The organism is Phenylobacterium sp. (assembly GCF_030693405.1).
Taxonomy (GTDB): Bacteria; Pseudomonadota; Alphaproteobacteria; order Caulobacterales; family Caulobacteraceae; genus Phenylobacterium.
Genome location: NZ_JAUYAW010000064.1, coordinates 21,733 through 44,600, shown reverse-complemented (window position 1 = coordinate 44,600; position 22,868 = coordinate 21,733). Strand labels below are relative to the sequence as shown.

20 protein-coding genes are annotated in these 22,868 nt (G+C 68.5%); 14 read left to right on the top strand and 6 right to left on the bottom strand.

Going from position 1 to position 22,868, the window contains the following annotated elements; genetic code table 11:
* Window positions 1-21: 21 nt before the first annotated feature.
* On the bottom strand, window positions 22-1,359 hold the full coding sequence (locus Q8N19_RS13495; protein ID WP_371133855.1) for an Hsp70 family protein: 1,338 nt from the start codon (window positions 1,357-1,359) through the stop codon (window positions 22-24).
* A 91-nt stretch (window positions 1,360-1,450) separates the two neighbouring features.
* Window positions 1,451-3,739, bottom strand: coding sequence for an NADP-dependent malic enzyme (locus Q8N19_RS13490; protein WP_305591482.1), 2,289 nt, complete (start codon window positions 3,737-3,739; stop codon window positions 1,451-1,453).
* Between the two features lie 318 nt (window positions 3,740-4,057).
* Here Q8N19_RS13490 and Q8N19_RS13485 point away from each other — a divergent pair, with 318 nt between their 5' ends.
* Window positions 4,058-5,056, top strand: a complete 999-nt coding sequence (locus Q8N19_RS13485; protein ID WP_305591480.1) for a hypothetical protein — start codon at window positions 4,058-4,060, stop codon at window positions 5,054-5,056.
* 111 nt (window positions 5,057-5,167) lie between these two features.
* Window positions 5,168-5,548, top strand: coding sequence for a hypothetical protein (locus Q8N19_RS13480; protein ID WP_305591478.1), 381 nt, complete (start codon window positions 5,168-5,170; stop codon window positions 5,546-5,548).
* A gap of 35 nt (window positions 5,549-5,583) precedes the next feature.
* On the opposite strand, the gene Q8N19_RS13475 is transcribed toward Q8N19_RS13480, so the two are convergent.
* A complete protein-coding gene (locus Q8N19_RS13475; protein WP_305591476.1) occupies window positions 5,584-5,880 on the bottom strand; it encodes an addiction module antidote protein in 297 nt (98 codons plus the stop codon).
* 177 nt (window positions 5,881-6,057) lie between these two features.
* On the opposite strand from Q8N19_RS13475, the gene vapB reads away from it, so the two are divergent.
* From vapB to Q8N19_RS13455, 4 genes are all read left to right on the top strand, one after another.
* The gene (gene vapB / locus Q8N19_RS13470; RefSeq protein WP_293321750.1) at window positions 6,058-6,279 is read left to right on the top strand and encodes a type II toxin-antitoxin system VapB family antitoxin; all 222 of its coding nucleotides are present in this window, start codon (window positions 6,058-6,060) and stop codon (window positions 6,277-6,279) included.
* Entirely contained in the window at window positions 6,280-6,687 is a 408-nt protein-coding gene (vapC, locus tag Q8N19_RS13465; RefSeq protein WP_305591474.1) for a tRNA(fMet)-specific endonuclease VapC, read from the top strand.
* 86 nt (window positions 6,688-6,773) lie between these two features.
* The gene (gene dapB, locus Q8N19_RS13460) at window positions 6,774-7,568 is read left to right on the top strand and encodes a 4-hydroxy-tetrahydrodipicolinate reductase (protein WP_305591676.1); all 795 of its coding nucleotides are present in this window, start codon (window positions 6,774-6,776) and stop codon (window positions 7,566-7,568) included.
* Window positions 7,565-9,013 (top strand): amidase family protein, encoded by a 1,449-nt coding sequence (locus Q8N19_RS13455; protein WP_305591472.1) that lies wholly within the window; start codon window positions 7,565-7,567, stop codon window positions 9,011-9,013. The genes dapB and Q8N19_RS13455 overlap by 4 nt, the downstream gene beginning before the upstream one ends.
* 17 nt (window positions 9,014-9,030) lie before the next feature.
* Here the strand turns inward: Q8N19_RS13455 and Q8N19_RS13450 are convergent, their stop codons facing one another.
* Window positions 9,031-10,827, bottom strand: a complete 1,797-nt coding sequence (locus tag Q8N19_RS13450) for a glycoside hydrolase family 15 protein (protein ID WP_305591470.1) — start codon at window positions 10,825-10,827, stop codon at window positions 9,031-9,033.
* A gap of 155 nt (window positions 10,828-10,982) precedes the next feature.
* Here Q8N19_RS13450 and pyk point away from each other — a divergent pair, with 155 nt between their 5' ends.
* Window positions 10,983-12,401: a pyruvate kinase gene (pyk, locus tag Q8N19_RS13445; RefSeq protein WP_305591468.1), complete on the top strand. Its 1,419-nt coding sequence runs from the start codon at window positions 10,983-10,985 to the stop codon at window positions 12,399-12,401.
* A gap of 5 nt (window positions 12,402-12,406) precedes the next feature.
* Here pyk and Q8N19_RS13440 read toward each other — a convergent pair whose 3' ends face one another.
* Together Q8N19_RS13440 and Q8N19_RS13435 are read right to left on the bottom strand one after the other, a co-directional pair.
* Window positions 12,407-14,551, bottom strand: a complete 2,145-nt coding sequence (locus Q8N19_RS13440) for an amylo-alpha-1,6-glucosidase (protein WP_305591466.1) — start codon at window positions 14,549-14,551, stop codon at window positions 12,407-12,409.
* A gap of 6 nt (window positions 14,552-14,557) precedes the next feature.
* A complete protein-coding gene (locus tag Q8N19_RS13435) occupies window positions 14,558-15,634 on the bottom strand; it encodes a glycosyltransferase family 4 protein (protein ID WP_305591464.1) in 1,077 nt (358 codons plus the stop codon).
* A 149-nt stretch (window positions 15,635-15,783) separates the two neighbouring features.
* On the opposite strand from Q8N19_RS13435, the gene pgl reads away from it, so the two are divergent.
* From pgl to rimM, 7 genes are all read left to right on the top strand, one after another.
* The gene (pgl, locus tag Q8N19_RS13430) at window positions 15,784-16,467 is read left to right on the top strand and encodes a 6-phosphogluconolactonase (protein ID WP_305591462.1); all 684 of its coding nucleotides are present in this window, start codon (window positions 15,784-15,786) and stop codon (window positions 16,465-16,467) included.
* A 16-nt stretch (window positions 16,468-16,483) separates the two neighbouring features.
* Window positions 16,484-18,298 carry a phosphogluconate dehydratase gene (edd, locus tag Q8N19_RS13425; RefSeq protein WP_371133859.1) on the top strand — a complete coding sequence of 605 codons (1,815 nt, stop codon included), beginning with the start codon at window positions 16,484-16,486 and terminating at the stop codon, window positions 18,296-18,298.
* Window positions 18,298-19,272 (top strand): glucokinase, encoded by a 975-nt coding sequence (gene glk, locus Q8N19_RS13420; protein ID WP_305591458.1) that lies wholly within the window; start codon window positions 18,298-18,300, stop codon window positions 19,270-19,272. The genes edd and glk overlap by 1 nt, the downstream gene beginning before the upstream one ends.
* A complete protein-coding gene (gene eda / locus Q8N19_RS13415) occupies window positions 19,269-19,910 on the top strand; it encodes a bifunctional 4-hydroxy-2-oxoglutarate aldolase/2-dehydro-3-deoxy-phosphogluconate aldolase (protein WP_305591456.1) in 642 nt (213 codons plus the stop codon). The genes glk and eda overlap by 4 nt, the downstream gene beginning before the upstream one ends.
* Before the next feature lie 221 nt (window positions 19,911-20,131).
* On the top strand, window positions 20,132-21,670 hold the full coding sequence (ffh, locus tag Q8N19_RS13410) for a signal recognition particle protein (protein ID WP_305591454.1): 1,539 nt from the start codon (window positions 20,132-20,134) through the stop codon (window positions 21,668-21,670).
* Window positions 21,671-21,688: 18 nt separating this feature from the next.
* Window positions 21,689-22,189, top strand: a complete 501-nt coding sequence (gene rpsP, locus Q8N19_RS13405; RefSeq protein ID WP_305591452.1) for a 30S ribosomal protein S16 — start codon at window positions 21,689-21,691, stop codon at window positions 22,187-22,189.
* A 158-nt stretch (window positions 22,190-22,347) separates the two neighbouring features.
* On the top strand, window positions 22,348-22,851 hold the full coding sequence (rimM, locus tag Q8N19_RS13400; protein WP_305591450.1) for a ribosome maturation factor RimM: 504 nt from the start codon (window positions 22,348-22,350) through the stop codon (window positions 22,849-22,851).
* Window positions 22,852-22,868 lie beyond the last annotated feature (17 nt).

Below are 22,868 nucleotides of genomic sequence, written 5' to 3'. Positions count from 1 at the left end.
CGGACGAAACGCGCGTCAGGCTTAAGCCAAGACTGCCCGCTCGCCCCAGCGGGCGAGGTCGGGCTCGTGGCCCATGAGGGCGAGGCCCGAGGCGATGGACTCCAGCTCCCCGCCGGTCTCGATCGTCTCCGGCGCGAAGCGGCGGGTGAAAATGGCGCGGACCGCCGGCACCAGGGATGAGCCGCCGGTGAGGAAGACCCGGTCGATCCCGTCGGGCGTCAGGCCGGCGCCCTCCAGGGCCTCGTCCACGGCGCCTTCGATCTTGCCCAGTTCCGGGGCGATCCAGGATTCGAACTCCCCCCGCGCCACATCGCGGACGATGGAGACCCCGCCGGCCTCGAAGGCGAAGCGCGCCTGATCCTGACGCGACAGGGTCTCCTTCAGGCGCGAGACGGCCCGGTAGAGGGGATAGGCGTGGTTGTCGTCGAGGATTTCGATCAGCCGGGCGATTTTCTCAGGCTCCACGGCCTCGCGCTCGAGCTTGCGGATCTCGCGCATGTCCCGGGAGGCCCGCAACAGGGCCAGCTGGTCCCAGCGGGCGAAGGCCGAGTAATAGCGGTTGGGGATGGGCAGGGTCTTGCCGAAGGTCCTGTAGCTGGACCCCTTGCCGAGCGCCGGCGACACCAGCTGGTCGATGATCCGGTAGTCAAAGGCGTCGCCGGCCACGCCAACGCCTGAACGCCCCAGCGGCTCGGCCCGGAACGCGCCCTCGCCATCGCGCTTGAAGCGGATAATGGAGAAGTCGCTGGTGCCGCCGCCGAAGTCGCCCACCAGGACGGTGGCGTCGGCCTTCAGCGTGCGGGCGAAGAAGAAGGCTGCGCCCACCGGCTCATAGACATAGAGGATTTCGGAGAATCCCAGTCGGGCGAAGGCCGTCTCGTAGCGCGACAGCGCCAGGCGCGGATCAGGCGCGGCGCCGGCGAAGGTGACGGGACGGCCAACAATCACCCGGGCCGGCAGGTGGGCCAGCGTCTCGCCCCCGTGCTCGCGCAGCTTGAACAGGAAGGCCGAGAGCAGGTCTTCGAAGGCGTAGCGCCGTCCCAGGATCTGGGTCTCGGTGAAGCTCGCTGAGGCGGCGAAGGTCTTGAAGGACTGGATGAAGCGGGTCTCCAGCGGGTCTTCCACATAGGCCTCGATGGCCCAGGGGCCGGCCTCCACCGTGCGCTCAGTGGGCTGGTCCGGGGGCGCGTGGAAGGCCAGCGCCGAGCGGAAGGCGAACACATCGCCGTCCGGCGCCGGAAAGCGCGCCAGGCTGGCGGGCGCGCCGGGCGCCGCCAGGGCGAGCACGGTGTTGGTGGTGCCGAAGTCGATCCCCAGGCTGAGGCCTGCAGGGGTCGAGGTCATGGGCGGGGCGCTCATGGCGCGGACTCCTTCGGGGGGCGGACGGCGGATCGCCCGCCGCCCCGAAGGCGCGCGATCCGTCAGATAAGCTGGCGGGCGCCGTAAGCCATCAGCGCGGCGCCTCGGTCTGGCGCAGGTCGTAGGCGGCCAGGGTGGCCAGCTGCAGGATGCGGGTGACCGAGGAGGACAGGGGCGCGATCTGCACCGACTTTTCGAGGCCGAGCAGGATCGGGCCCACCAGGGTGGCGCCGCCAAAGGCCTGCACCAGCTGGGTCGAGATATAGGCCGAGTGGATGGCCGGCATGATCAGCACATTGGCCGGGCCGGTCAGGCGCATGAAGGGGAAGTTGCCCCGACGCTCGGGCTCAAGGGCGAGCGAAGGCGGCATCTCGCCCTCATATTCGAAGTCGAGCTCCATCTCATCGAGCATGGCCACGGCGTCGCGCACCTTTTCGGAGCGGTCGCCCATGGGATTGCCGAAGGTGGAATAGGACATGAAGGCCAGACGCGGGGTGTAGCCCAGCGCCTTGACGGCCTGCGCGGCCTCGAGCGCGATCTCCACCAGGTCCTCGGCCTCGGGCATTTCGGTGACATTGCTGTCGGCGATGAACAGGGTGTGGCCCTTGCCCAGCAGCACTGACATGCCCATCACCCGACCGGCCGGGGCCGGATCGATCACCCGCAGAACCTCGTCCAGCACCTGATCGTAGGAGCGCGTCACCCCGGTGACCATGCCGTCGGCGTGGCCCAGCGCCACCATGCAGGCGGCGAACGTGTTGCGGTCCTGGTTCACCAGCCGCTGCACGTCGCGCATCAGATAACCCTGACGCTGCAGGCGCTTGTAGAGGAACTCGGCGAACTCCGGATTGTGGTCCGACGTCCGGGCGTTGACCACCCGCAGATTGGCGTCGGTGGGGCTGAGGCCCACGGCGCGCATGTTCTCGGCCACCAGCTCGTCGCGGCCCACCAGGATGGCCTCGCCGAGCCCTGCGGTCTGGAAGGCGTAGGCCGCGCGGATCACGCTGGGCTCCTCGCCCTCGGCGAACACCACGCGCTTCTTTGGCCCCGACAGGACCGAGCCCTGCAGCTTCTGCAGGAAGGCCGCGGTGGGATCGAGCCGCTGGGCCAGCTGGGCGCGATAGGCGTCCATGTCCTCGATCGGTTTGCGCGCCACCCCGGTGTCCATGGCCGCCTGGGCCACGAACGGCGGGATGTAGGAGATCAGCCGCGGATCGAAGGGGCTCGGGATGATGTATTGCGGGCCGAACTTCAGCTGCACCCCGTGATAGGCCGCGGCCACCTCGTCGGGCACGTCTTCCTGGGCCAGAGCCGCGAGCGCCTGGGCGCAGGCGATCTTCATCTCCATGTTCACCCGCCGGGCGCGCACGTCCAGCGCGCCGCGGAAGATGTAGGGGAAGCCCAGGACGTTGTTGACCTGGTTGGGATAGTCGCTGCGGCCCGTCGCCATGATGGCGTCCTTGCGGACCGCGTGGACCTCTTCCGGCGTGATCTCCGGATCGGGATTGGCCATGGCGAAGATGATCGGATTGGGCGCCATGGAGGCGACCATTTCCGGGGTCACCGCGCCCTTGACCGACAGCCCCAGGAACACATCGGCGCCCTCCAGGGCCTCAGCCAGAGTGCGCTTGTCGGTGTCGATGGCGTGGGCCGACTTCCACTGGTTCATGCCTTCGGAGCGGCCGCGATAGATGACGCCGGTATTGTCCACGGCGATACAGTTCTGATGCTGCACCCCCATGGCCTTCATCAGCTCCAGGGAGGCGATGCCCGCAGCCCCGGCGCCGCACAGCACCACCTTAACATCGGCCAGCGACCGGCCAGTGATCTTGCAGGCGTTGAGCAGGCCCGCGGCCGAGATGATCGCCGTGCCATGCTGGTCGTCATGGAAGACCGGGATGTCGAGCAGCTCCTGCAGCTCGGTCTCGATGCGGAAGCACTCGGGGGACTTGATGTCCTCCAGATTGATGCCGCCATAGGTGATGCCGATGTTCTTGATCACCGTGATGATCTCATCGGCGTCGGTGGCCGAGACCTCCACATCGATGGAGTCCACATCGGCGAAGCGCTTGAAGAGGACGCTCTTGCCCTCCATCACCGGCTTGGATGCCAGGGCCCCCAGATTGCCCAGGCCCAGGATGGCCGTGCCATTGGAGATGACCGCCACCAGGTTGCCCTTGGAGGTATAGTCATAGGCCTTGTCCGGATCCTCGGCGATCGCCAGCACCGGTACGGCCACGCCGGGGGAATAGGCCAGCGAGAGGTCCCGCTGCGTGGCCATCGGCTTGGTCGGCACGATGGCGATTTTCCCAGGGGTGGGCAGACGGTGGAAGCTCAGCGCCTCCTCGTCGGTGAAGGTGCGTTTCTCGGCGTCGCTCATGAGCGCGGACGGTCCTTGCAGACACTGGTGATGGAAGAGGGCCGCAACCTACATACCCCGCCCCCCCGCCACAACCGCAAGACTCCCGCGGGGCGGTAGGAATTGCGGGGGGTGGTGGGCGTGTCGGGCGGCGGGCGTGGGGTGACGGTGGGGGATGCGCCTAAAGTTCCACATGCTATGGCTAGCGGCACCGCATTGTGCAACTTTAGCTCGTCGTTGCTTGCGGGCAGCGCTTTCTGATAGCCGCGGCCCGTCCTATCCAGGGAAATTCAGCCGAAGCGGCAAGCACCTCTGACACTATTGCCTGTGTGGGGCTCCATGAAGCGTTCAACGTGTTTCGTGATCGGCGCTGGCGCAAGCGCGGAGTTTGGTTTCCCGCTGGGAGTGGGACTGAAGGATCGGGTCAGGAACACATTGGTTTGCCTTAACAGTGTTGCATTCTTGAACAACACTGACCGATTTGGTCGAGCAGTGAACGCGCTGCAGGAAAAACCTGATCAGATTATGGAGGCCGCGTCCATAATTCGAGGCGCAATTTTGCACTCAGCTTCTGTAGATGATTTTCTGTACGACTTTCGAGAGAATAGACTTGTCGTCAGACTTTGCCGGATGGCCATCGCAGAGTGCATTCTAAACGCCGAGGCGGCGTCGTATCCAATGTGCGAACTCAAATCGTCGAACGTCGATGAGAGGGTAAATGGATATGCCTCCCTATCTGAAACGTGGTTGGGATTTCTGTTTCAAAAAATAAAGCGAGGTCACCAACCAAGCGAAATTCGGCATGCGCTATCTAGCGTCTCATTTGTGATATTCAACTATGACCGCTGCGTAGAGCATTTTCTAGTTGCCTCGGTCAGGGATGCGTTCGGCGTATCCCAGGAAGTTGCTGAGGACGCTGTCAGCGATGTGCCAATCACCCACGTTTATGGATCGTTGGGCCGCCTCCCTAGCATAAGAAGCGTGGATGAAGCTGTCGAGTTCGGCGGATCAGATGAAACATGCGTGTCGACTGTCGCGAAGCGCATCAAGACTTACTCTGAAGACCTTACAAACGAGAAACACCTATCACAGATAAAGAGTTATGTATCGACGTGTGAGAGATTAGTTTTTCTTGGATATTCATTCCACAGGCAGGGGATGGAGCTCATTTTTGAGGGTATAGACTACAGCGGCAAGACTGTGTATGGCACCACACTTGGGTTGCACTCCTCAGTTATAAATCAACTTCCTATATATTTCAGAGGCTGCAATTTAATTGCCACATCACCTGATCGAGCTGTAGATCATCTCTATCAGTATCAGTTTGATTTGATATAGAGCGTGTGATCTTTGAGCGGCGAAGTCCGCCTGGTGCACGCGGACGAGCGTCCGCTTATCCGGCTTGATCTTGGTCAGGACCACATACTCGGTGTGGTCGGAGATGATGCAATGGATGACCATACGAAGCGGGCGCCCATCACCGACGCCATGGCCGCCTGCCGGCCAGTGCGCGCGCGCAGGCGCCAAGCCAGAGGCCGTGAACTGACCCCTATGGCCGAGACGCCACGACAACTCAGCCTGTTCGGCGACAGCAAGAACCGAATGCAACCGCCGGTTCGCAGCTATGCGCCGGACCCGGCCTCCATCCGCAAGCGGCTGCACGGGCTGCTGGCGCAGGTTCAGGGGGCGCAGACCATGCCCTGGGCCGCCCGCGACGCCCTGATGTGGGAGACGGTGTTTCCGCAGATGGCCAACTGGCTGCCGCAGGATCAGGCTGACGAACTCCGCGCCGCCTTCGCCCGGGAGATCGAGCGCCTCAAGGGGGCCTGACTGAGCCACGCTCGTTCAGCCGACCGCGAGCCCGCTCAGGCGCCCTCCGCCACCCGCTCCGGATGCAGGCGGAAGCCCAGGGCGCTGGCCACCTTCAGGACGGTGCTGAACTCTGGGCGGCCCTCGGCGCTGAGCGCCTTGTAGAGGGCCTGGCGGGAGAGGCCGGTTTCTTCGGCCAGTTGCGACATCCCCTTGGCCCGCGCGACGATCCCCAGGGCGTGGGTGATGAAGGACGGGTCGCCTGACTCGAATGCGTCCTCCAGAAAGGCTTCGATCGCCTCGGGCGTGTCCAGAACTGCGGCCGCATCAAAGCGGCTGGTCTTCAGAGGCATCCGCTCAAGTCTCCCATTTACGCCCAGTGACCTTGGCGCTCTCCAGTTACATGTCAACTATGGGCGACAGGGGGGGTGGCGACGCTTCGCCCAGGAGATTGAACGGCTCAAGGCCACCCCCGACCTTGATTCACCCCAAGGTGGGATATACCTTGCGTATATCCCAAGAGGCGCCCCATGACCCGCACGACCCTGTTTCAGTCCAACCGCTCCCAGGCTGTGCGCCTGCCCAAGGACGTGGCCTTTCCCGACAGCGTGCGGGCCGTGGCGGTGCTTCGGGATGGAAAGCGGCGGGTCATCGTGCCGGCCGACGCCATCTGGGACGACTTCTTCGATGCGCCGGGGGTGGATCTGGGCGAGCGGGATCAGCCGGCGGCGCAAGGCCGCGAGCCGTTCTGAATGCTGCGCTACCTGCTGGACACCAATCTCTGCATCCGGGTGCTGCGGGACCGGCCGCCTCAGGTTCGCGAGCGGTTCAATCTGGAGGCCGACAGCCTCTGCATCTCCACCATCGTGCTGACCGAGTTGCTGCATGGCGCGGCCAAGTCGGCGCGGCCGGCGCATAATCGCAATGAGGTGGAGCGGTTCGCCGCGCGGCTGGAGGTGCTGGCCTTCGACGCCGCCGCCGCCGACCACGCCGCCGATATCCGCGCCAATCTGGAGGCGCGGGGGGAGATGATCGGCGGCTATGACCTCCTGATCGCCGGCCACGCTCGCAGCCGGGGCCTGACCGTGATCACCGGCAATCTGTCTGAGTTTCGCCGGGTCGACGGGCTGCGCTGCGAGGACTGGCTGGCGACGGGTTAAACGCCCCGCCCCACCTGCGCCCTTGACCCCACACGCCCAGGGGCGACATTCGCTGCCTTGCGTCGCCAAGCCCCGGAGAGACCGTCCTGACCGCACCTGTTCGTTTCGCTGTCTCAGGCGCCCTTGGCCGGATGGGCCAGGCGGTGGTGTCCGTGCTGGAGGCGCGCTCCGATGCGGGCGTGTTCGCCTGTTTCGATCGGCCGGGGGCCGATGATCCCCGGCTGGTGGATCAGGCCAGCGCGCTGGCGGCGGCCCATGTGGTGGTGGACTTCTCCACGCCTCAGGCCTCCTGCGAGCTGGCCCAGGTGTGCGCCGCCCGGGGCGATATCGCCCTGGTGATCGGCTCGACCGGCTTTGACGCCGACCAGATCGCGGTGATCGCACAGGCGGCGACAGCCATTCCCATCGTGCGGGCGGGCAATTTCTCCCTGGGCGTCAACATGCTGCTGGGCCTGGTGGCCCAGGCCGCCCGGGCCCTGGCGGCGGCCGACTACGACATCGAGGTCTTCGAGGCCCACCACCGGCGCAAGGTGGACGCGCCATCCGGCACGGCGATCATGTTGGCCCAGGCCGCCGCGCAGGGGCGCGACGTGGCCCTGGAGACCGTGGCCCGGGCCGCCCGGGACGGGATCACCGGCGCGCGGCCGGACGGCGAGATCGGCTATTCGGTGATGCGCGGCGGCGGGATCATTGGCGAGCATTCGGTGGTCTTCGCCGCTGATGACGAGATTCTGACCCTGTCCCATTCGGCGAGGGACCGGAGCTTGTTCGCCCGCGGGGCTGTGGAGGCCGGCCTCTGGGCCGTGCGCCAGCCGCCGGGCGCCTATGACATGCAGGATGTGCTGGGTCTGAAATCCCGCGCGGCCGAGGCCGCCCAGTGAGCGGCGATCTCGACCTGCTCAGCCTCGACGCCTCGGGCCAGCTGGCCCTGCTGGCGTCTGGCCGGGTCACCGCCGTGGAGCTGCTGAAGCTCACCCTGGCCCGCCATGAACAGACCCATCGGCGGCTGAACGCCGTGGTCGCGGCCGATCTGGAGCGGGCCCTGGAGCGGGCCAAGGCCATTGACGACATCCGCGCCCGGGGCGGAGCGCTGGGGCCGCTGGCCGGCCTGCCCATGACCATCAAGGATACCTTGGACGTCAGCGGCATGCCGGCCTCGGCGGGGTTGGAGGTCCATCGCCGCCGCCAGGCCGAGGACGCCGCGGTGGTGGCGCAGGCCAGGCGGGCCGGCGCGGTGATCTGGGGCAAGACCAATGTGCCGGTCATGGCGGGGGACTGGCAGAGCTTCAATGGCCTCTATGGGACGACCAACAATCCCTGGGATGTGAGCCGTACGCCCGGCGGATCGTCCGGCGGGGCGGCCGCGGCCCTGGCGGCCGGGGTCACGGCCCTGGAGATCGGCTCGGACATCGGCGGGTCCTTGAGGGTGCCGGCCCATTTCTGTGGGGTTTTCTCGCACAAGCCCACCTGGGCGCTGACCCCCCAGTATGGCCATGTGCCGCCCAGGCCCGGCTCCTGGCAGGAGCCGGACCTGAACGTCATCGGCCCCATGGCCCGCTCGGCCCGGGACCTGCGGCTCTTGCTGTCGGTGATCGCCGACGGCGGGGTTTCGCCCAAGGCGCCGCCCGCCGACCTGACCAAGGCCCGCATCGGGCTTTGGCTGGAGGCGCCGGGCCTGCCGCTCGATCCGCAGGTCAAGGCGGTGCTGGAGGCTTACGGCGTGGAGCTGGCCGCGGCCGGCGCCCAGGTCGAGGTGATCTCCCCGCCGGTGGACGTCGAGACCCTGCTGGAGTCCTACCTGATGCTGCTGGGCTCGATCATCGGGGCCGACCTGCCGGCCAAGCAAATCCGCCGCATGGAGCTGATGCGTCCGGCCGCCCGCTTCGCAAGGGCCCGGGGCGCGGGCCCCTTCTCCTGGGCTGGTTCGGTGATGGCCTATACCGCCCGCCACCGGGACTGGCTGGCGGCCGACGCCATCCGCGCCCGCCTGCGCCGGGAGATGGAGGCGGTGTTCGAGGGCTATGACGCTATCCTGGCGCCCATCGCGCCCGGCACGGCCTTCCCCCACAGCCAGGGCTCGTTCGCCTCCCGGCGGCTGCAGTTCTCCGACGGGAGCGGCGCGCCCTACATCACCATGCTGGGCTGGATCGCCCTGGCCACCGCCTGCCTGCTGCCGGCCACCACCCTGCCGGCCGGGATCGCCGCCGACGGCCTGCCGGTGGGCGCCCAGCTGATTGGCGGCTATGGGACCGACGCGCGGCTCCTGTCCCTGGCCCAGTCCATCGACGAGAATGTCCGCGGCTTCACCCCGCCGCCGGCGGGCTGAGGCGGGCTGAGGCGGCCTTAGCGCACCGCGGCCCAGGGCTTGGACAAAAGCGTCGCGCAGTTGATCAGCCCGACCAGGGAATAGGTCTGGGGATAGTTGCCCCACAGCTCGTTCCCGTCGAAGGAGATGTCCTCTGACAACAGGCCCGCGGCCGTGCGCCTGGTCAGCATCTCCTCGAACAGCGCCCGGGCCTCCTCGCTGCGGCCGCTCAGATAGAGGGCCTCGATCAGCCAGAAGGTGCAGATGTTGAAGGCGGTCTTCGGCTCGCCGAAATCGTCGGGCAGGGCGTAGCGCAGCATGTAGGGGCCCCGCCTCAGGCCCTTCTCCACCGCCGCGATGGTGGCGGCCATCTTCGGGTCGGTGGCCGGGGTGAAGCGCACGTCCACCAGCTGCAGCAGGCTGGCGTCCAGCTCGTCCCCATCGAAGGTGGCGGCGTAGCGGCCCAGCTCCTCGTTATAGGCGCGGTCCTCGATGACCTTGCGCATCTCATCGGCCCGGGCGTTCCACAGGGCCGCCCGCTCCAGCAGGCCGAGCTGTACCGCCGCATTGCCCAGCCGGTCGCAGGCCGCCCAGCACATCACCGCCGAATAGGTGTGGATCGCCTCGCGGCCCCGGAACTCCCACAGGCTGGCGTCCGGCGTCGCATAGACCTCATAGGCCCGCTCGCCGACGGGCTCGAGGGCGCGGAAATCCTCCACCGTGGCCGGCCGCAGCAGGCGCTCGTCGAAGAAGGCCTGGACGGTGGACAGGATGATCTGGCCATAGACGTCGTGCTGTAGATGCTCGTGGGCCTGGTTGCCGATACGCACCGGCCCCATGCCGCGATAGCCGGGCAGGGCGGTGGCGATCTTTTCGGTCAGCCCCGGCTCCAGCCCGACCCCATAGACCGGCTGCACATGGCCGCCGCCGGCCTCGGCCACCAGGTTGCGCAGGTAGGAGAGGTAGTTCTCCAGCATGTCGGCGGCGCCCAGGCGGGTCAGGGCCTGGACCACGTAATAGGCGTCCCGCAGCCAGCAGTAGCGATAGTCCCAGTTGCGCCCGGACTCCGCATGCTCGGGGATGGAGGTGGTGAGTGCGGCGACGATGGCGCCGGTCTCCTCATAGGCGCAGAGCTTCAGCGTGATGGCCGAACGGATCACCGCCTCCTGCCACTCCAGCGGCACCGACAGGGTGCGCACCCATTCGCGCCAATAGTGGGTGGTCTCGGTCAGCATGCGGGTGGTGGTGGCCATCACATCGGCGTCGAACCCCTCGTCGGGGCCGAGGAACATGGCGATGGGCTCTTCCAGGCGGAACAGACGCTCCTCGGTGATGTGGCTCACCGGGGCGTTGGTGGTCAGCCGCATGGTGGTCGGGCCGCCCACATAGCGGATGTGGTTGGAGCCGGTGGTCTGGCGGGCGGGCGCCTGGCCCCAGTTGATGCTGGGCCGCATGCGGATGCGGATGCGCGGGGCGCCGCTGATCGGCCGGATCAGCCGGATCATGGCCATGGGCCGGTAGATCCGTCCGAACTGCCGGTAGCGGGGGGCGAAGTCGAGGATCTCCAGGCTCTCCCCGTCCTTATTGGTCAGTTCGGTGCGCACGATGGGGGTGTTGCGCAGATAGGTCTGGCGGGTCTGGGCCAGGCCCTCGGCCTGGATGTCCCACAGGCCCTGGACGTCCCGGTCGGCCGGATCGCGGTCGCTGAGCAGGGCCGAGAAGAAGGGGTCGCCGTCCACCCGGGGCACGCAGCCCCAGACAAAACGTCCATGCCGGTCGATCAGCGCGCTGGCCGAGCAGTTGCCGATGGGAAACAGGTCCAGGGTCTGGATCACAGGGCCAGGGCCTCGCTGGTGTTGTGTCGCATGGGCTGTGCGTCCTTTTTCTCGACGGCGCGCGGGCGCCGTTTGCTAAGCTGTAATCGTGGCCGCGCCGAGCGACTCGCCGCCCTCTTGGCCCCGTGCGGGGTCCGCAGCCAAACGGGGAACCCATGATTCGAGCCCGCCGCGCCCGCATCGTCGCCACCTTGGGCCCTGCCAGCCGCAGTCCTGATCAGGTTGAGGCCCTGGCCCGGGCGGGCGCTGACGTCTTCCGGGTGAATTTCAGCCACGGGTCGCACGAGGATCACGCCAAGGCCATCGCCACCGTGCGCGGCGCCGAGGCCGCCGTCGGTCGGCCCCTGGCCGTGCTGGCCGACCTGCAGGGTCCGAAGCTGCGGCTCGGCCGCTTCGCCGACGGGCCGGTCTCGATCCGTCCGGGACAGGCCTTCCGCCTCGATCTCGACCCGACTCCTGGCGACGCCACCCGGGTCTGCGCGCCGCATCCTGAAATCCTGGCGGCGGTGAAGGTTGGCGCCGACATCCTGATCGATGACGGCCGGGTGCGCCTGCGGGTGGTGCGCCACGGCAAGGACTTCGCCGAAACCGAGGTGGTGGTGGGCGAGGCCCTGTCCAACCACAAGGGCCTCAACCTGCCCGGCCACCCGATCCCCATTCCGGCTCTGACGCCCAAGGACCGCAAGGACCTGGCCTTCGCCCTGGAACATGGGGTCGACTGGGTGGCGCTGTCCTTCGTCCAGCGGGCCGCCGACATGGCCGAGCTGCGCCAGCTGGTCCAGGGCCGGGCCGCGGTCCTGGCCAAGATCGAAAAGCCCGCCGCCCTGGACGCCCTGGATGAGATCCTCGACCTCTGCGACGGGGTGATGGTGGCCCGGGGCGACCTGGGGGTGGAGCTGGCGCCCGAGGATGTGCCGGTGGTCCAGAAGGCGCTGATCCGCGCCTCCCGCACCCGGGGCCTGCCGGTGATCGTCGCCACCCAGATGCTGGAATCCATGACCACCGCTCCGACCCCCACGCGGGCCGAGGCCTCCGACGTGGCCGGCGCAGTCTATGAGGGGGCCGACGCCCTGATGCTGTCGGCCGAGACCGCGGCGGGCGACTTTCCCCTGGAGGCGGTGTCGATCATGGATCGCATCATCTGCCGGGTGGAGCGCGACCCCCGCTGGCCCGAGCTGATGGCGGCGGAATACCCGATCGAGGACGCCGACGCCGACGCCCTGGTGGCCGCCGCCGGCCGGGCCGCGCAAGGGCGGTCCATCGTCTGTCTGGCGAGCTTCACCACCACCGGGCAGACGGCCCTGCGCCTGGCCCGCGAACGGCCGCTGCAGCCGGCCCTGGCGCTCACGCCCCATGTGGGCGTCGCGCGGCGCCTGGCCCTGACCTGGGGCGTGGAAGCCCGAGTCGTGCCGCAGCCGACAGATTCTGAATCCCTGGCCAAGATCGCCACCGAGATCGCCCGGGACCTGGGCCTGGCGGCGCCGGGCCGCCGTATCCTGATCCTGGCGGGCCTGCCCATGGGCTCGCCAGGCGCGGCCAATATCCTGCGTCTGGCCCACGTGCCGCGACGCTAGGGCGCTCAGCGCACCACGACCCGGACGCCGTCCACCGGCGGCCAGCGCACCACGACCTTGCCGTCCACGTCCTCGAAGACGAGGCTGATCTTGTGCGGGCCGACCCGAAGGTCCTCCACCCGCAGACGGTCGATGCCGATGGGCAGGCGAGGGTCTGTGATCTCGACCCGCCGGGCCGCGCCGTCGACCTTCACGCCCAGGCAGGCCTGCAGCATCATGAAGACGGCGCCGGCCGCCCAGGCCTGGGGCAGGCAAGCGACCGGATAGGCCACCGGCGGCTCGCCGGCCCCCCGGGGGAAGCCACAGAACAGCTCGGGCAGCCGCATCTCGAAATGGGCGGCGGTCTCGAACATGTGCGACATCAGCCGCACCACCCCGTCCCGCTCCCCGTAATTGGCCAGGCCCTGGACGCAGAGCGCGGTGTCGTGGGGCCAGACCGAGCCGTTGTGGTAGGACATGGGATTGAAGCGAGCCTCGCCGGCCGCCAGGGTCCGTAGCCCCCAGCCAGTGGAGAAGCCGCCCGACAGCAGATGCTGGGCGACAGCCTTGCCCCGCTCGGGCGCCGGCAGGCCGACAAACAGCAGGTGGCCGGGGTTTGAGCCCTCGACGGCGCATAGCTCGCCGGCCCCGTCGATGGCGATGCCATAGAACCCCCGGTCGGGCATCCAGAAGCGCTCTTCCACGGCGATCCGCAGCCGCTCGGCCCGGTCGCGCCACAGGTGGGCGGCCTCCAGGTCCCCCCGATGCTCAGCCAGCTCCCCCATGGTCCTGAAGGCGGCGAAGGCGTAGCCCTGGACCTCGACCAGGGCGATCGGCCCCTTGGGGAACCGCCCGTCGGCGTGGAAGACGGAGTCCTCACTGTCCTTCCAGCCCTGGTTCGACAGGCCCGAGTCTTCGCCGCGGGCATAGTCGATCAGGCCATCGCCATTGGAGTCGCCGAACCGCTCGATCCAGGCCACGGCGCGTTTCAGCGCCGGCCACAAGGCGTCGATCAGCTCATAGTCCCCGGTCCGCTCGGCATAGGCGCCGGCCAGGACGATGAACAGGGGCGTGGTGTCGACCCCCCCGTAGTAGCGGGCGAAGGGCACTTCGCCGACCGCCGGCATCTCGCCCTTGCGCGTCTCGTGCATGATCTTGCCCGGGGCGGCGTCCCGGAAACTGGAGACCTCCTCGGCCTGGTGAGCGGCCAGATAGGTCAAGACCCCCTTGGCCAGGCCAGGCGCAAACCAGAGTAGCTGCAGGCAGGTGATGATCGCGTCCCGCCCAAAGGCGGTGGAGAACCACGGAATGCCGGCATAGGGGTAGGGACCGGTCTCCAGCCGGGTGGTCAGCAAGGCGATGTCCGACCTTGAGCGGTCCAGCCACTCATTGAACAGCCGGCCGGAACTGCGCAGCCGCGCCCCATGCCGGCGCCGTCGTCTCATATCCCAACGGGCGCGGATGGCGGCCTCATTGAACCGTTCCCGGCTGGGGACCGGCCCGCCATGAGCCCCGACCTCGATATAGAGCTCGAAATGCCCCTCCGGATTGAGGCTGCACATGAACTCGGCCTTCTGGGCGCTGATCCGCCAGGGCGCGTCGGAAAAGGCCAGGATGCTGGCCCGCTCCACATGGTCCAGGCCTTCATAGCCAAAGCGGACTGAACGACCGTCGCAGACCGGCGGGCGGAAGACCCCGCGCCTGGGTCGGGTCGCCCCCCGGACCTCGAACATGTCCCGGAAGTCGGCGCCGTACTCCAGGGTCAGGGGCGCCAGCACCACGTCCCGGCTGTAATTGACGATGCTGATCTTCTCAAAGAGCCGCTCATCCCAGAGAAAGCGGCGGCGCTGGACGTGCAAGACCCCAGGCGGCCCCACCGGTCCACCCGGAAAGGGCAGGGCCTGGTTGGCGCCGTGGGATGAGAAGAAGACATTATCCTGCCCGATGGCCGCAGACAGCAGCGAGGGCTTGGCGCTGCCCAACATCAGGCGGAACCGGGAGAGAATCCGGGTGTCGTTGTGGAACAGGCCGTCGCCATCGCCGGTGACGTCGCCAAAGGCGTCGCAGACCATGAAGGTGTCCCGGTCCTTCAGGGCGTAGAGCCGGTTCGGCGACCGGGACTCGCCCGTTTCACCGGTGCTGGTGAGGGCGTCAGGCGCAAGATCGTCCATGGTCACTCAGGCGCTGGCGGCGAGGGTAAGGTCCGGCGCCGTCGGCGCCAGGGTCCGCGTTGCGGCGCGGACCGCGTGCAGATCGAGATACCGCTGCGCCATGGCCCGGGCCGAGAAGCGCGCCTCGAAGCGGGCGCGGATGGCCGCCCGGTCGTAGCGGGCGGTTTGCGCCACCGCGGCGATGGCCTGGGCCTGGCTGCGGACGATCAGGCCCGTCACCCCCGGCTCCAGCACCTCGGGCACCGAACCGCAGTCATAGGCGATCACCGGCGCGCCACAGGCCATGGCCTCGATCATCACCAGGCCGAACGGCTCGGGCCAGTCGATGGGAAACAGCAGCGCCTGGGCCCCGCCCAGGAAGGCCGATTTCTCCACGTCGCCGATCTCGCCCACATAGGTCACCAGGGGGTGGTCCATCAGCGGCCTGATCCGGCCCTCATAATAGTCCCGATCCGCCGCATCGACCTTGGCGGCGATCCGCAGGGGAACCCCCGCGCCGATGGCGATCTCGATGGCCCGGTCCGGCCGCTTTTCCGGCGAGATGCGGCCCAGGAAGGCCAGGTAGCGCCCGGGCTCCGGGTGGAAGCGATAGAGCCCCTCATCCATGCCGTGATGCACGGTGCCGGCCCAGTTGGCGCCCGGCAGGGGCAGCCGCTGGTGATCGCTGATCGAGACCAGCGGGAAGTCCCGCCACTGGTCATAGACGCCCGCAAGATCCTTCAGGTCCAGGCGTCCGTGCAGGGTGGTCAAGGTGCGATGCGCCATGTCGCCGAAGAAGGGGAAGTGGATCATGTCGGTGTGGAAGTGGATCAGATCGAAGTCGTCCGCCAAGGCCCTCACCTGGGCCAGCGCATTCATGTGCGCGGCCAGATCGGATTTCAGCGGGCTTGGGTCCAGGCGGATGGCCTCGTCCCGCACGGGAATCAGCCGGGCCTTGGTGCGGGCCTCGGCGCTCGCGAACAGGGTCACCTCGTGGCCCAGGTCGACCAGGGCGTCCGTCAGGTGGGCGACCACCCGTTCCGTTCCGCCATAGAACCGGGGGGGTACGGCTTCGTACAAGGGCGAAACCTGCGCAATGCGCATGACGCGTCTCCTAGGCGGCTAGCCAGAGGCGAAGGCCGGAGGCGGCGCGTCGTGGCCTGCGACGTGCTGACTCCTAGGAACCGGCCACGGGGTGGAAGGTTCCGCCTGAGGTGGGCTGCACCGAAGCGGCGATGGGACTAGAAGAAGCCATGATCGAGACATTCGCCACACCAGAGGCTCTGGCGGACGCCGCAGCCGGCGCTGTCGCCCACACCCTCGCCGCCGCCGTCGCGCAGGGCGAGCGGGGTCGGCTGGTGGTCACCGGCGGGCGCTCTCCGGGACTGATCTATGACCGGCTCAGTCAGATCCCCCTGGACTGGAGCCAGGTGGATATCACCCTCTCGGACGAGCGGTTCGTGCCTCCAGACGACCCGGCGTCCAACCAGGCGCTGGTGGCGTCGCGGTTGCTGACGGGGGAGGCCCGGGCCGCCCGCTTCGTCCCCCTGTGGCGGGAGGCGCCTGACGCCGTCGCCTGCGCTGAGGCCGCTGAGCCGGACATCGCGGCTCTGGCGCCGTTTCACATGACCCTGCTGGGTATGGGGCCGGACGGCCATGTGGCCTCGCTCATCCCGGGCGCCGTCGGGCTTGAGGCCGCCATGGCGCCGGAGGGGCGGCGGCTGTGCCTGGGTTTCGACCAGGCCATTGGCGATCCGCCCCTGCCGCGGATCACCCTGACCCTGGGGGCGTTGTTACACTCTCAGGCCATTCTCATTCTAATCGCCGGGGCGGAAAAACGGCAGGTTGTCGAGCGCGCCTGCGACGGCGCCGATCTGCCGGTCGCCGCCCTCTTGACCCAGGCCCGCGTTCCCGTGCGGGTTCTCTGGACGCCCTGAAGGAGCCGCCATGCCCATTCATCCGGTCGTCGCCGAGGTCACCGACAGGATCATCGCCCGCAGTCGCGAGACCCGGGCCGCCTATCTGGCCCAGATCGACGCCGCCCAGCGCTCCGGTCCCGGGCGGGCCAAGCTGTCCTGCGCCAACTTCGCCCACGCCTTCGCCGCCCTGCCCGAGGCGGGCAAGGCGAAGATGCGCAATCCCATGGCGCCCAACCTGGCCATCGTCACGGCCTATAACGACATGCTCTCGGCCCATCAGCCCTATGAGCGGTTTCCCGACGTGATCCGCGCCGCCGCCGAGGCCGTGGGCGCGACGGCTCAGGTGGCGGGCGGGGTGCCGGCCATGTGCGATGGGGTGACCCAAGGCCGGCCAGGCATGGAGCTGTCCCTGTTCTCCCGGGACGTGATCGCCATGTCGACGGGGATCGCGCTGTCCCACGACGCCTTCGACGCCGCCCTGATGCTGGGGATCTGCGACAAGATCGTGCCGGGCCTGACCATGGGCGCCCTGGCCTTCGGACACCTGCCGGTGATCTTCGTCCCCGGAGGGCCGATGACTTCGGGGCTCTCCAACGCCGAAAAGGCACGGGTGCGCGGCCTCTATGCCGAGGGCAAGGTGAGCCGCGAGGAGCTGCTGGACTCCGAGATGCAGTCCTATCACGGGCCAGGGACCTGCACCTTCTACGGCACGGCCAACACCAACCAGATGATGATGGAAATGACCGGCCTGCACCTGCCGGGCGCGGCCTTCGTCCATCCCAACACCCCCCTGCGCGAGGCCCTGACGGCGGCGGCCGCCCAGCGGGCGGTGGAGATCATCGCCGGAACCGAGGCCTATACGCCCATGGCCCAGGTGGTCGACGAGAAGGCCATGGTCAACGCCATGGTCGGGCTGATGGCCACCGGCGGCTCGACCAATCACACCCTGCACATGGTGGCCATCGCCCGGGCGGCGGGGATCCTCCTGACCTGGGCCGATTTCGACGACCTGTCCCGGGTCGTCCCGCTGATCGTCAAGGTCTATCCCAATGGGTCAGAGGACGTGAACGCCTTCCAGGCGGCCGGCGGCATGGCCTTTGTCATCCGCCAGCTGCTGGACGCCGGCCTCGCCCACGAGGACGTTGTGACCGTGGGGGGCGGGGGCCTTCGGGCCTATCAGCGCGAGCCCTTCCTGGAGGACGGCGCCCTGGTCTGGCGAGAGGGGCCGACCCAGTCCCTCAACCGCGACATCCTGCGACCCATCGATGACCCCTTCCAGCCGGAGGGGGGCTTGCGCCTGATGGCCGGAGGCCTCGGCCGGGCGGTGATGAAGACCTCGGCGGTCAAGTCCGAGCATCTGGTGATCGAGGCCCCGGCCAGGGTGTTCGACGACCAGGAGGACCTGTTGGAGGCATTCCGGCGAGGGGAGCTGACGGAGGATTTCGTGGCCGTGGTGCGGTTCCAGGGCCCCAAGGCCAACGGCATGCCCGAGCTGCACAGCCTGACGCCGACCCTGGTCCTGCTGCTCGACCGGGGCCTGAAGGTGGCCCTGGTCACCGACGGGCGGATGTCGGGCGCCTCTGGCAAGGCGCCGGCCGCCATCCATGTGAGCCCTGAGGCCGCCGACGGAGGCGTCCTGGCCAAGGTGCAGGATGGAGACATGATCCTGGTGGATGCGCTACAGGGCCGGCTGGAACTCATGGTCGACCCCGCCGTCCTGGCGGCCCGACCGGCCGCCCAGGCGCCGGTTCACGCCCGGGGATTTGGCCGGGAGCTGTTTGGCTGGATGCGTCGGGCCGCCGGTCCCGCCGAGGCGGGCGCCTCGGCCTTGTTCGAAGAGGTGGCCTGATGGGCGCGAACTATGCCGGCCTGGTGGGAGATGTGGGCGGCACCAACGCCCGCTTCGCCCTGGTCGATGGCGAGGGCCATCTCCGCAACACCAAGACCTATATCTGCGCCAATTACAGCGGCCTGGATCAGATCATCGCCGACTATCTGGAGGAGACCGCCGGCAAGCGGCGCCCCGCCAAGGCGGTGGTGGCCGTCGCCGGACCTGTGGTGGACGGGGAGATCGAGTTCACCAATCTCGACTGGCAGGTCTCGGAAACTGACCTGATCGCCAGCTTCGGCTTCGACGCCATCAAGCTGATCAATGACTTCGCCGCCCAGGCCATGGCTACGCCAGTGCTGGCGCCCGCCGATCTCCGCCAGATCGGACCTGATCTGCGCGGGGCCTCCACCTGCCCCATCGTGGTGATGGGGCCCGGCACGGGGTTTGGCGTCGGCGCGGTGGCGCGCTCACAGCATGTGGACATCGCCGTGGCCACGGAAGCCGGTCATGCAGGTTTCGCGCCCCATGACGCCGTCGAGGTCGAGGTCTGGAAACGGCTCCAGGGGCTCTATGGCCGTGTGTCGGTGGAGCGGGTGCTGTCGGGCCAGGGGCTTTACGACCTTTATCTGGCGCTGGAGGACATGGCGGGTCGCATACCCCGACTCGCCGATGAGCGCGCCGTGGTGGAGGCCGCTGCAGGGGGCGATGAGACCGCCGCTGAAGTCCTGGACCGCTTCTGCGCCATTCTCGGCGGCGTGGCCGGGGACCTGGCCCTGACCTATGGCGCGCGCGGCGGGGTCTATGTGGGCGGCGGCATCGCGCCAAGGATGGTCGAGCGCCTGATGTCCGGCGGCTTTCGGGACCGCTTTGAGGCTAAGGGCCGTCTCACCGACTATGTGCGGGAAATCCCCACCTATCTGATCACCCATCCCTTTGCCGCCCTGGTGGGTTGCAGCCGGGAGCTGACCCAGCTGGAAGGGGTGCGCCTGTGACTCTGGACGACATCATGGCCCTGGCCCCGGTGGTGCCGGTGCTGATCATCGAGGACGCCGCCGACGCCGTCCCCCTGGCCCGCGCCCTGACCCGGGGCGGCCTGTTCGCCCTTGAGGTGACCCTGCGCACGCCGGCCGCCCTCGAAGCCATCGCCGCCATCGCTGGCGAGGTGGAGGACGCCGTGGTCGGCGCCGGCACGGTCACCTCGGCCACCGCCCGCCAGGCCGCCGCCCGGGCCGGCGCCCGCTTCGCCGTCAGCCCCGGCCTGATCCCCGGCGAGGGGTTGGACGGCCCCATTCCCCTGCTGCCAGGGATCGCCACGGCCACCGAGCTGATGGCGGGCATGGCCCACGGCTTCACCGCCTTCAAGCTGTTCCCGGCCAGCGTCGTGGGCGGGGTCAGCCTGTTGAAGGCCTTGGCCAGCCCCTTCCCCCAGGCGGTCTTCTGTCCCACCGGCGGGATCGATGCGGCCAAGGCGCCGGACTATCTGGCCGAGCCCAATGTGGCCTGTATCGGCGGCTCCTGGGTGGCGCCCAGGGACGCCGTGGCGGCCGGCGACTGGGACGCGATCACCGATCTCGCTCGGGCCGCGGCCGCCCTGCCCCGGACCCGGCCGGCCCCGCCGATCTTGACCTAAAGCATCCACAGGCGCATAAGCGCGCCCTTCCGGCGCAACCTCGGTCAGCGCCCTCCCCCGCCACGACCCCCATCACCATATGGGACGAGGGCGGCGAGGCCCCCCGTCGACGTGATCGTCCACGGGGGTTGATCGCGTTTGGGCTCATGGTTTCCTGCTTGCAGGCCGCCATGGAGCCGGAAGACAAGCGGGCGTGACGTCGTCACCCCATGGGAGATGGAATGTTCGACGCACTTTCTGAACGGCTTTCCGGGGTATTCGACCGTCTGTCGGGCCACGGCGTGCTGTCTGAAAAGCACATCGACGAGGCCCTGCGCGAGGTCCGCATCGCCCTGCTGGAGGCCGATGTGGCCCTGCCGGTGGTCCGCGACTTCATCGCCAAGGCCAAGGAGCGCGCCTCGGGCGAAGAGGTGCTGCGCTCGGTCCGTCCCACCGACCAGGTGATCAAGATCACCTATGACGGCCTGGTGGAGATGCTGGGCGGCGATGAGGTTCAGGGGCTGAACCTCTCCCTCAATCCCCCCACCGTCATGATGATGGCCGGCCTGCAGGGCTCGGGTAAGACCACCACGGCCGGCCGCCTGGCCCTGCGCCTGGCCCGCGAGCGCAAGAAGGTGCTGCTGGCCTCGCTGGACACTCGCCGTCCCGCGGCCATGGAGCAGCTGGCCACCCTGGCGACCCAGGCCGGCGTCGACAGCCTGCCGATCGTGGCTGGCCAATCGGCGCCGGATATCGCCCGGCGGGCGCTCTCGGCCGCCAAGCTGCAGGGCTATGACGTCCTGATCCTCGACACCGCCGGCCGCACGACTCTGGACGAGGCGATGATGGCCGAGGCGGCCGAGATCGCCAGGATCGCCAATCCGTCCGAGACCCTGCTGGTGGCCGATGCGCTCACCGGCCAGGACGCGGTGCGCACCGCCAAGGCCTTCCATGAACGCCTGCCCCTGACGGGCCTGGTGCTGACCCGGTCGGACGGCGACGGCCGCGGCGGCGCGGCGCTGTCCATGCGCGCGGTCACCGGCCTGCCCATCAAGTTCCTGGGCGTCTCGGAGAAGATCGACGGCCTGGACGCCTTCGACGCCCGCCGGGTGGCCGGCCGGATCCTGGGCCAGGGCGATGTCGTCGCCCTGGTGGAGAAGGCGGCCCAGGACTTCGACCAGGCCAAGGCCGAGGTCATGGCCAAGAAGCTGGCCAAGGGCCAGTTCGACCTGGACATGATGGCCGACCAGTTCGCCCAGATGAAGAAGATGGGCGGCATGGAGGGACTGATGGGCTTCCTGCCCGGGGTCCAGAAGATGAAGAAGCAGATGGCCGAGGCCAATGTTTCGGACAAGACCCTCGACCGTCAGGCCGCGATCATCTCGTCCATGACCAAGGCCGAGCGCAAGAAGCCCGACATCCTGCAGGCCTCGCGCAAGCGCCGTATCGCCAAGGGCGCCGGCGTCGATGTGGCCGAGGTCAACCGGCTCCTGAAACAGCACCGCCAGATGGCCGACGCCTTCAAGATGATGAGCCGCGACGGGGGCAAGGGCTTCGCCAAGATGGCGGGCATGCTCACCGGCGGCGGTGGGGCCGATATGGCCCGCATGAAGGCCATGGGCGGCGGCAAGGCCCCCAGCCCGCAGGAGATCGAGGAGGCCAAGGCCCGCCTCGCCGGTCTAGGCGGCCCCGGCATGGGCGGCCTCGGCGGCGGCCTCCCCAAACTTCCCGGCCTTGGCGGCGGTCTGCCGCCAGGCATCAATCCCTTCAAGAAATCCTAGAGCTCACAAGGAACATCCATGCTCAAGATTCGTCTGTCCCGTGGCGGCGCCAAGAAGCGCCCCTATTACTCGATCGTCGTCGCCGACAGCCGCGCCCCGCGCGACGGCCGCTTCATCGAGAAGGTCGGGGCCTATAACCCGCTGCTCAAGAAGGACGACCCCAACCGCGTCGTCCTGAAGATCGAGCGCATCGAGGAGTGGGTCAAGAAGGGCGCCCAGCCCACCGACCGCGTCGCCCGTTTCCTGTCCCAGCAGGGCCTGGTGAAGTGGGAGCACGGCAACAACCCGCAGAAGGCCGAGCCGGGCCGCAAGGCCAAGGAGCGGGCTGAAGAGCGCGCCCAGCGCGAGGCCGACCGCGCCGCCGCCGAAGCCGAGGCCGCCGCCCAGCCGGCGCCCGAGCCCGAGCCCGAAGCCCCCGCCGCTGAAGAGCCCGCCGCTGAGGCCCCGGCGGCTGAAGAGCCCGCCGCCGCCGAAGAGGCGCCCGCCGAGCCGGCCGCCGAAGACGCCAAGGAAGGCTAAGAGCCGCTCTCACATCTCCTCCGTCATGGTCGGGCTTGACCCGACCATCCATGCACACTGACGACGCCCATTCTCGAGGGGCTGGTGTTCATGGACCTTCGGGCCAAGCCCGAAGGTGACGGGCGGGGGGTGACACGACCCTCTGACGCGAAGGCGACATGCCCGACAAGCTGATCCAGGTGGCCCGGGTGGCCGGCGCCTTCGGCGTGCGCGGCGAACTCCGCATCACCACCTTCACCGAAGACCCCATGTCGCTGGGCGCCTTCAAGGCGCTGCTGCGCCAGGACGGATCGCCGGCCCTGACGATCACCAGCGCCCGGCCCGTCAAGGGCGGCGTGGTCGCCCGCGCCAAGGAGATCGAGACCCGCGAGCAGGCCGAGGCGGCCCGCGGCCTGCGCCTGTTCATCCCCCGGGAGGCCCTGCCGGCCCCGGAGGAGGACGAATTCTATCTGACCGATCTGATCGGGGCTGTCGTGGAGACGCCGGCGGGCGAGCGGCTTGGCGAGGTGAAGTCCGTGCAGGACTTCGGCGCCGGCGACCTGCTTGAGGTCCAGCCCGCCAGCGGCCCCTCCTGGTGGCTGCCCTTCACCCGCGACAACGTGCCTGAGGTGAAGCTGGCCGAGGGCAAGCTGATCGCCATCCCGCCGGAAGAGACCGAGTAGGGAGTTTTTCTATCCGT

Excerpts from the sequence above, each read along its gene's own strand:
- Q8N19_RS13475 (WP_305591476.1), bottom strand. The coding sequence starts at position 5,880 with ATGCCTCTGAAGACCAGCCGCTTTGATGCGGCCGCAGTTCTGGACACG.
- Q8N19_RS13495 (WP_371133855.1), bottom strand. The coding sequence starts at position 1,359 with ATGAGCGCCCCGCCCATGACCTCGACCCCTGCAGGCCTCAGCCTGGGG.
- Q8N19_RS13485 (WP_305591480.1), top strand. The coding sequence starts at position 4,058 with ATGAAGCGTTCAACGTGTTTCGTGATCGGCGCTGGCGCAAGCGCGGAG.
- pyk (WP_305591468.1), top strand. The coding sequence starts at position 10,983 with ATGATTCGAGCCCGCCGCGCCCGCATCGTCGCCACCTTGGGCCCTGCC.
- vapB (WP_293321750.1), top strand. The coding sequence starts at position 6,058 with ATGACCCGCACGACCCTGTTTCAGTCCAACCGCTCCCAGGCTGTGCGC.
- rpsP (WP_305591452.1), top strand. The coding sequence starts at position 21,689 with ATGCTCAAGATTCGTCTGTCCCGTGGCGGCGCCAAGAAGCGCCCCTAT.
- rimM (WP_305591450.1), top strand. The coding sequence starts at position 22,348 with ATGCCCGACAAGCTGATCCAGGTGGCCCGGGTGGCCGGCGCCTTCGGC.
- Q8N19_RS13480 (WP_305591478.1), top strand. The coding sequence starts at position 5,168 with ATGGATGACCATACGAAGCGGGCGCCCATCACCGACGCCATGGCCGCC.
- pgl (WP_305591462.1), top strand. The coding sequence starts at position 15,784 with ATGATCGAGACATTCGCCACACCAGAGGCTCTGGCGGACGCCGCAGCC.
- glk (WP_305591458.1), top strand. The coding sequence starts at position 18,298 with ATGGGCGCGAACTATGCCGGCCTGGTGGGAGATGTGGGCGGCACCAAC.
- Q8N19_RS13490 (WP_305591482.1), bottom strand. The coding sequence starts at position 3,739 with ATGAGCGACGCCGAGAAACGCACCTTCACCGACGAGGAGGCGCTGAGC.
- Q8N19_RS13435 (WP_305591464.1), bottom strand. The coding sequence starts at position 15,634 with ATGCGCATTGCGCAGGTTTCGCCCTTGTACGAAGCCGTACCCCCCCGG.
- vapC (WP_305591474.1), top strand. The coding sequence starts at position 6,280 with ATGCTGCGCTACCTGCTGGACACCAATCTCTGCATCCGGGTGCTGCGG.
- ffh (WP_305591454.1), top strand. The coding sequence starts at position 20,132 with ATGTTCGACGCACTTTCTGAACGGCTTTCCGGGGTATTCGACCGTCTG.
- Q8N19_RS13440 (WP_305591466.1), bottom strand. The coding sequence starts at position 14,551 with ATGGACGATCTTGCGCCTGACGCCCTCACCAGCACCGGTGAAACGGGC.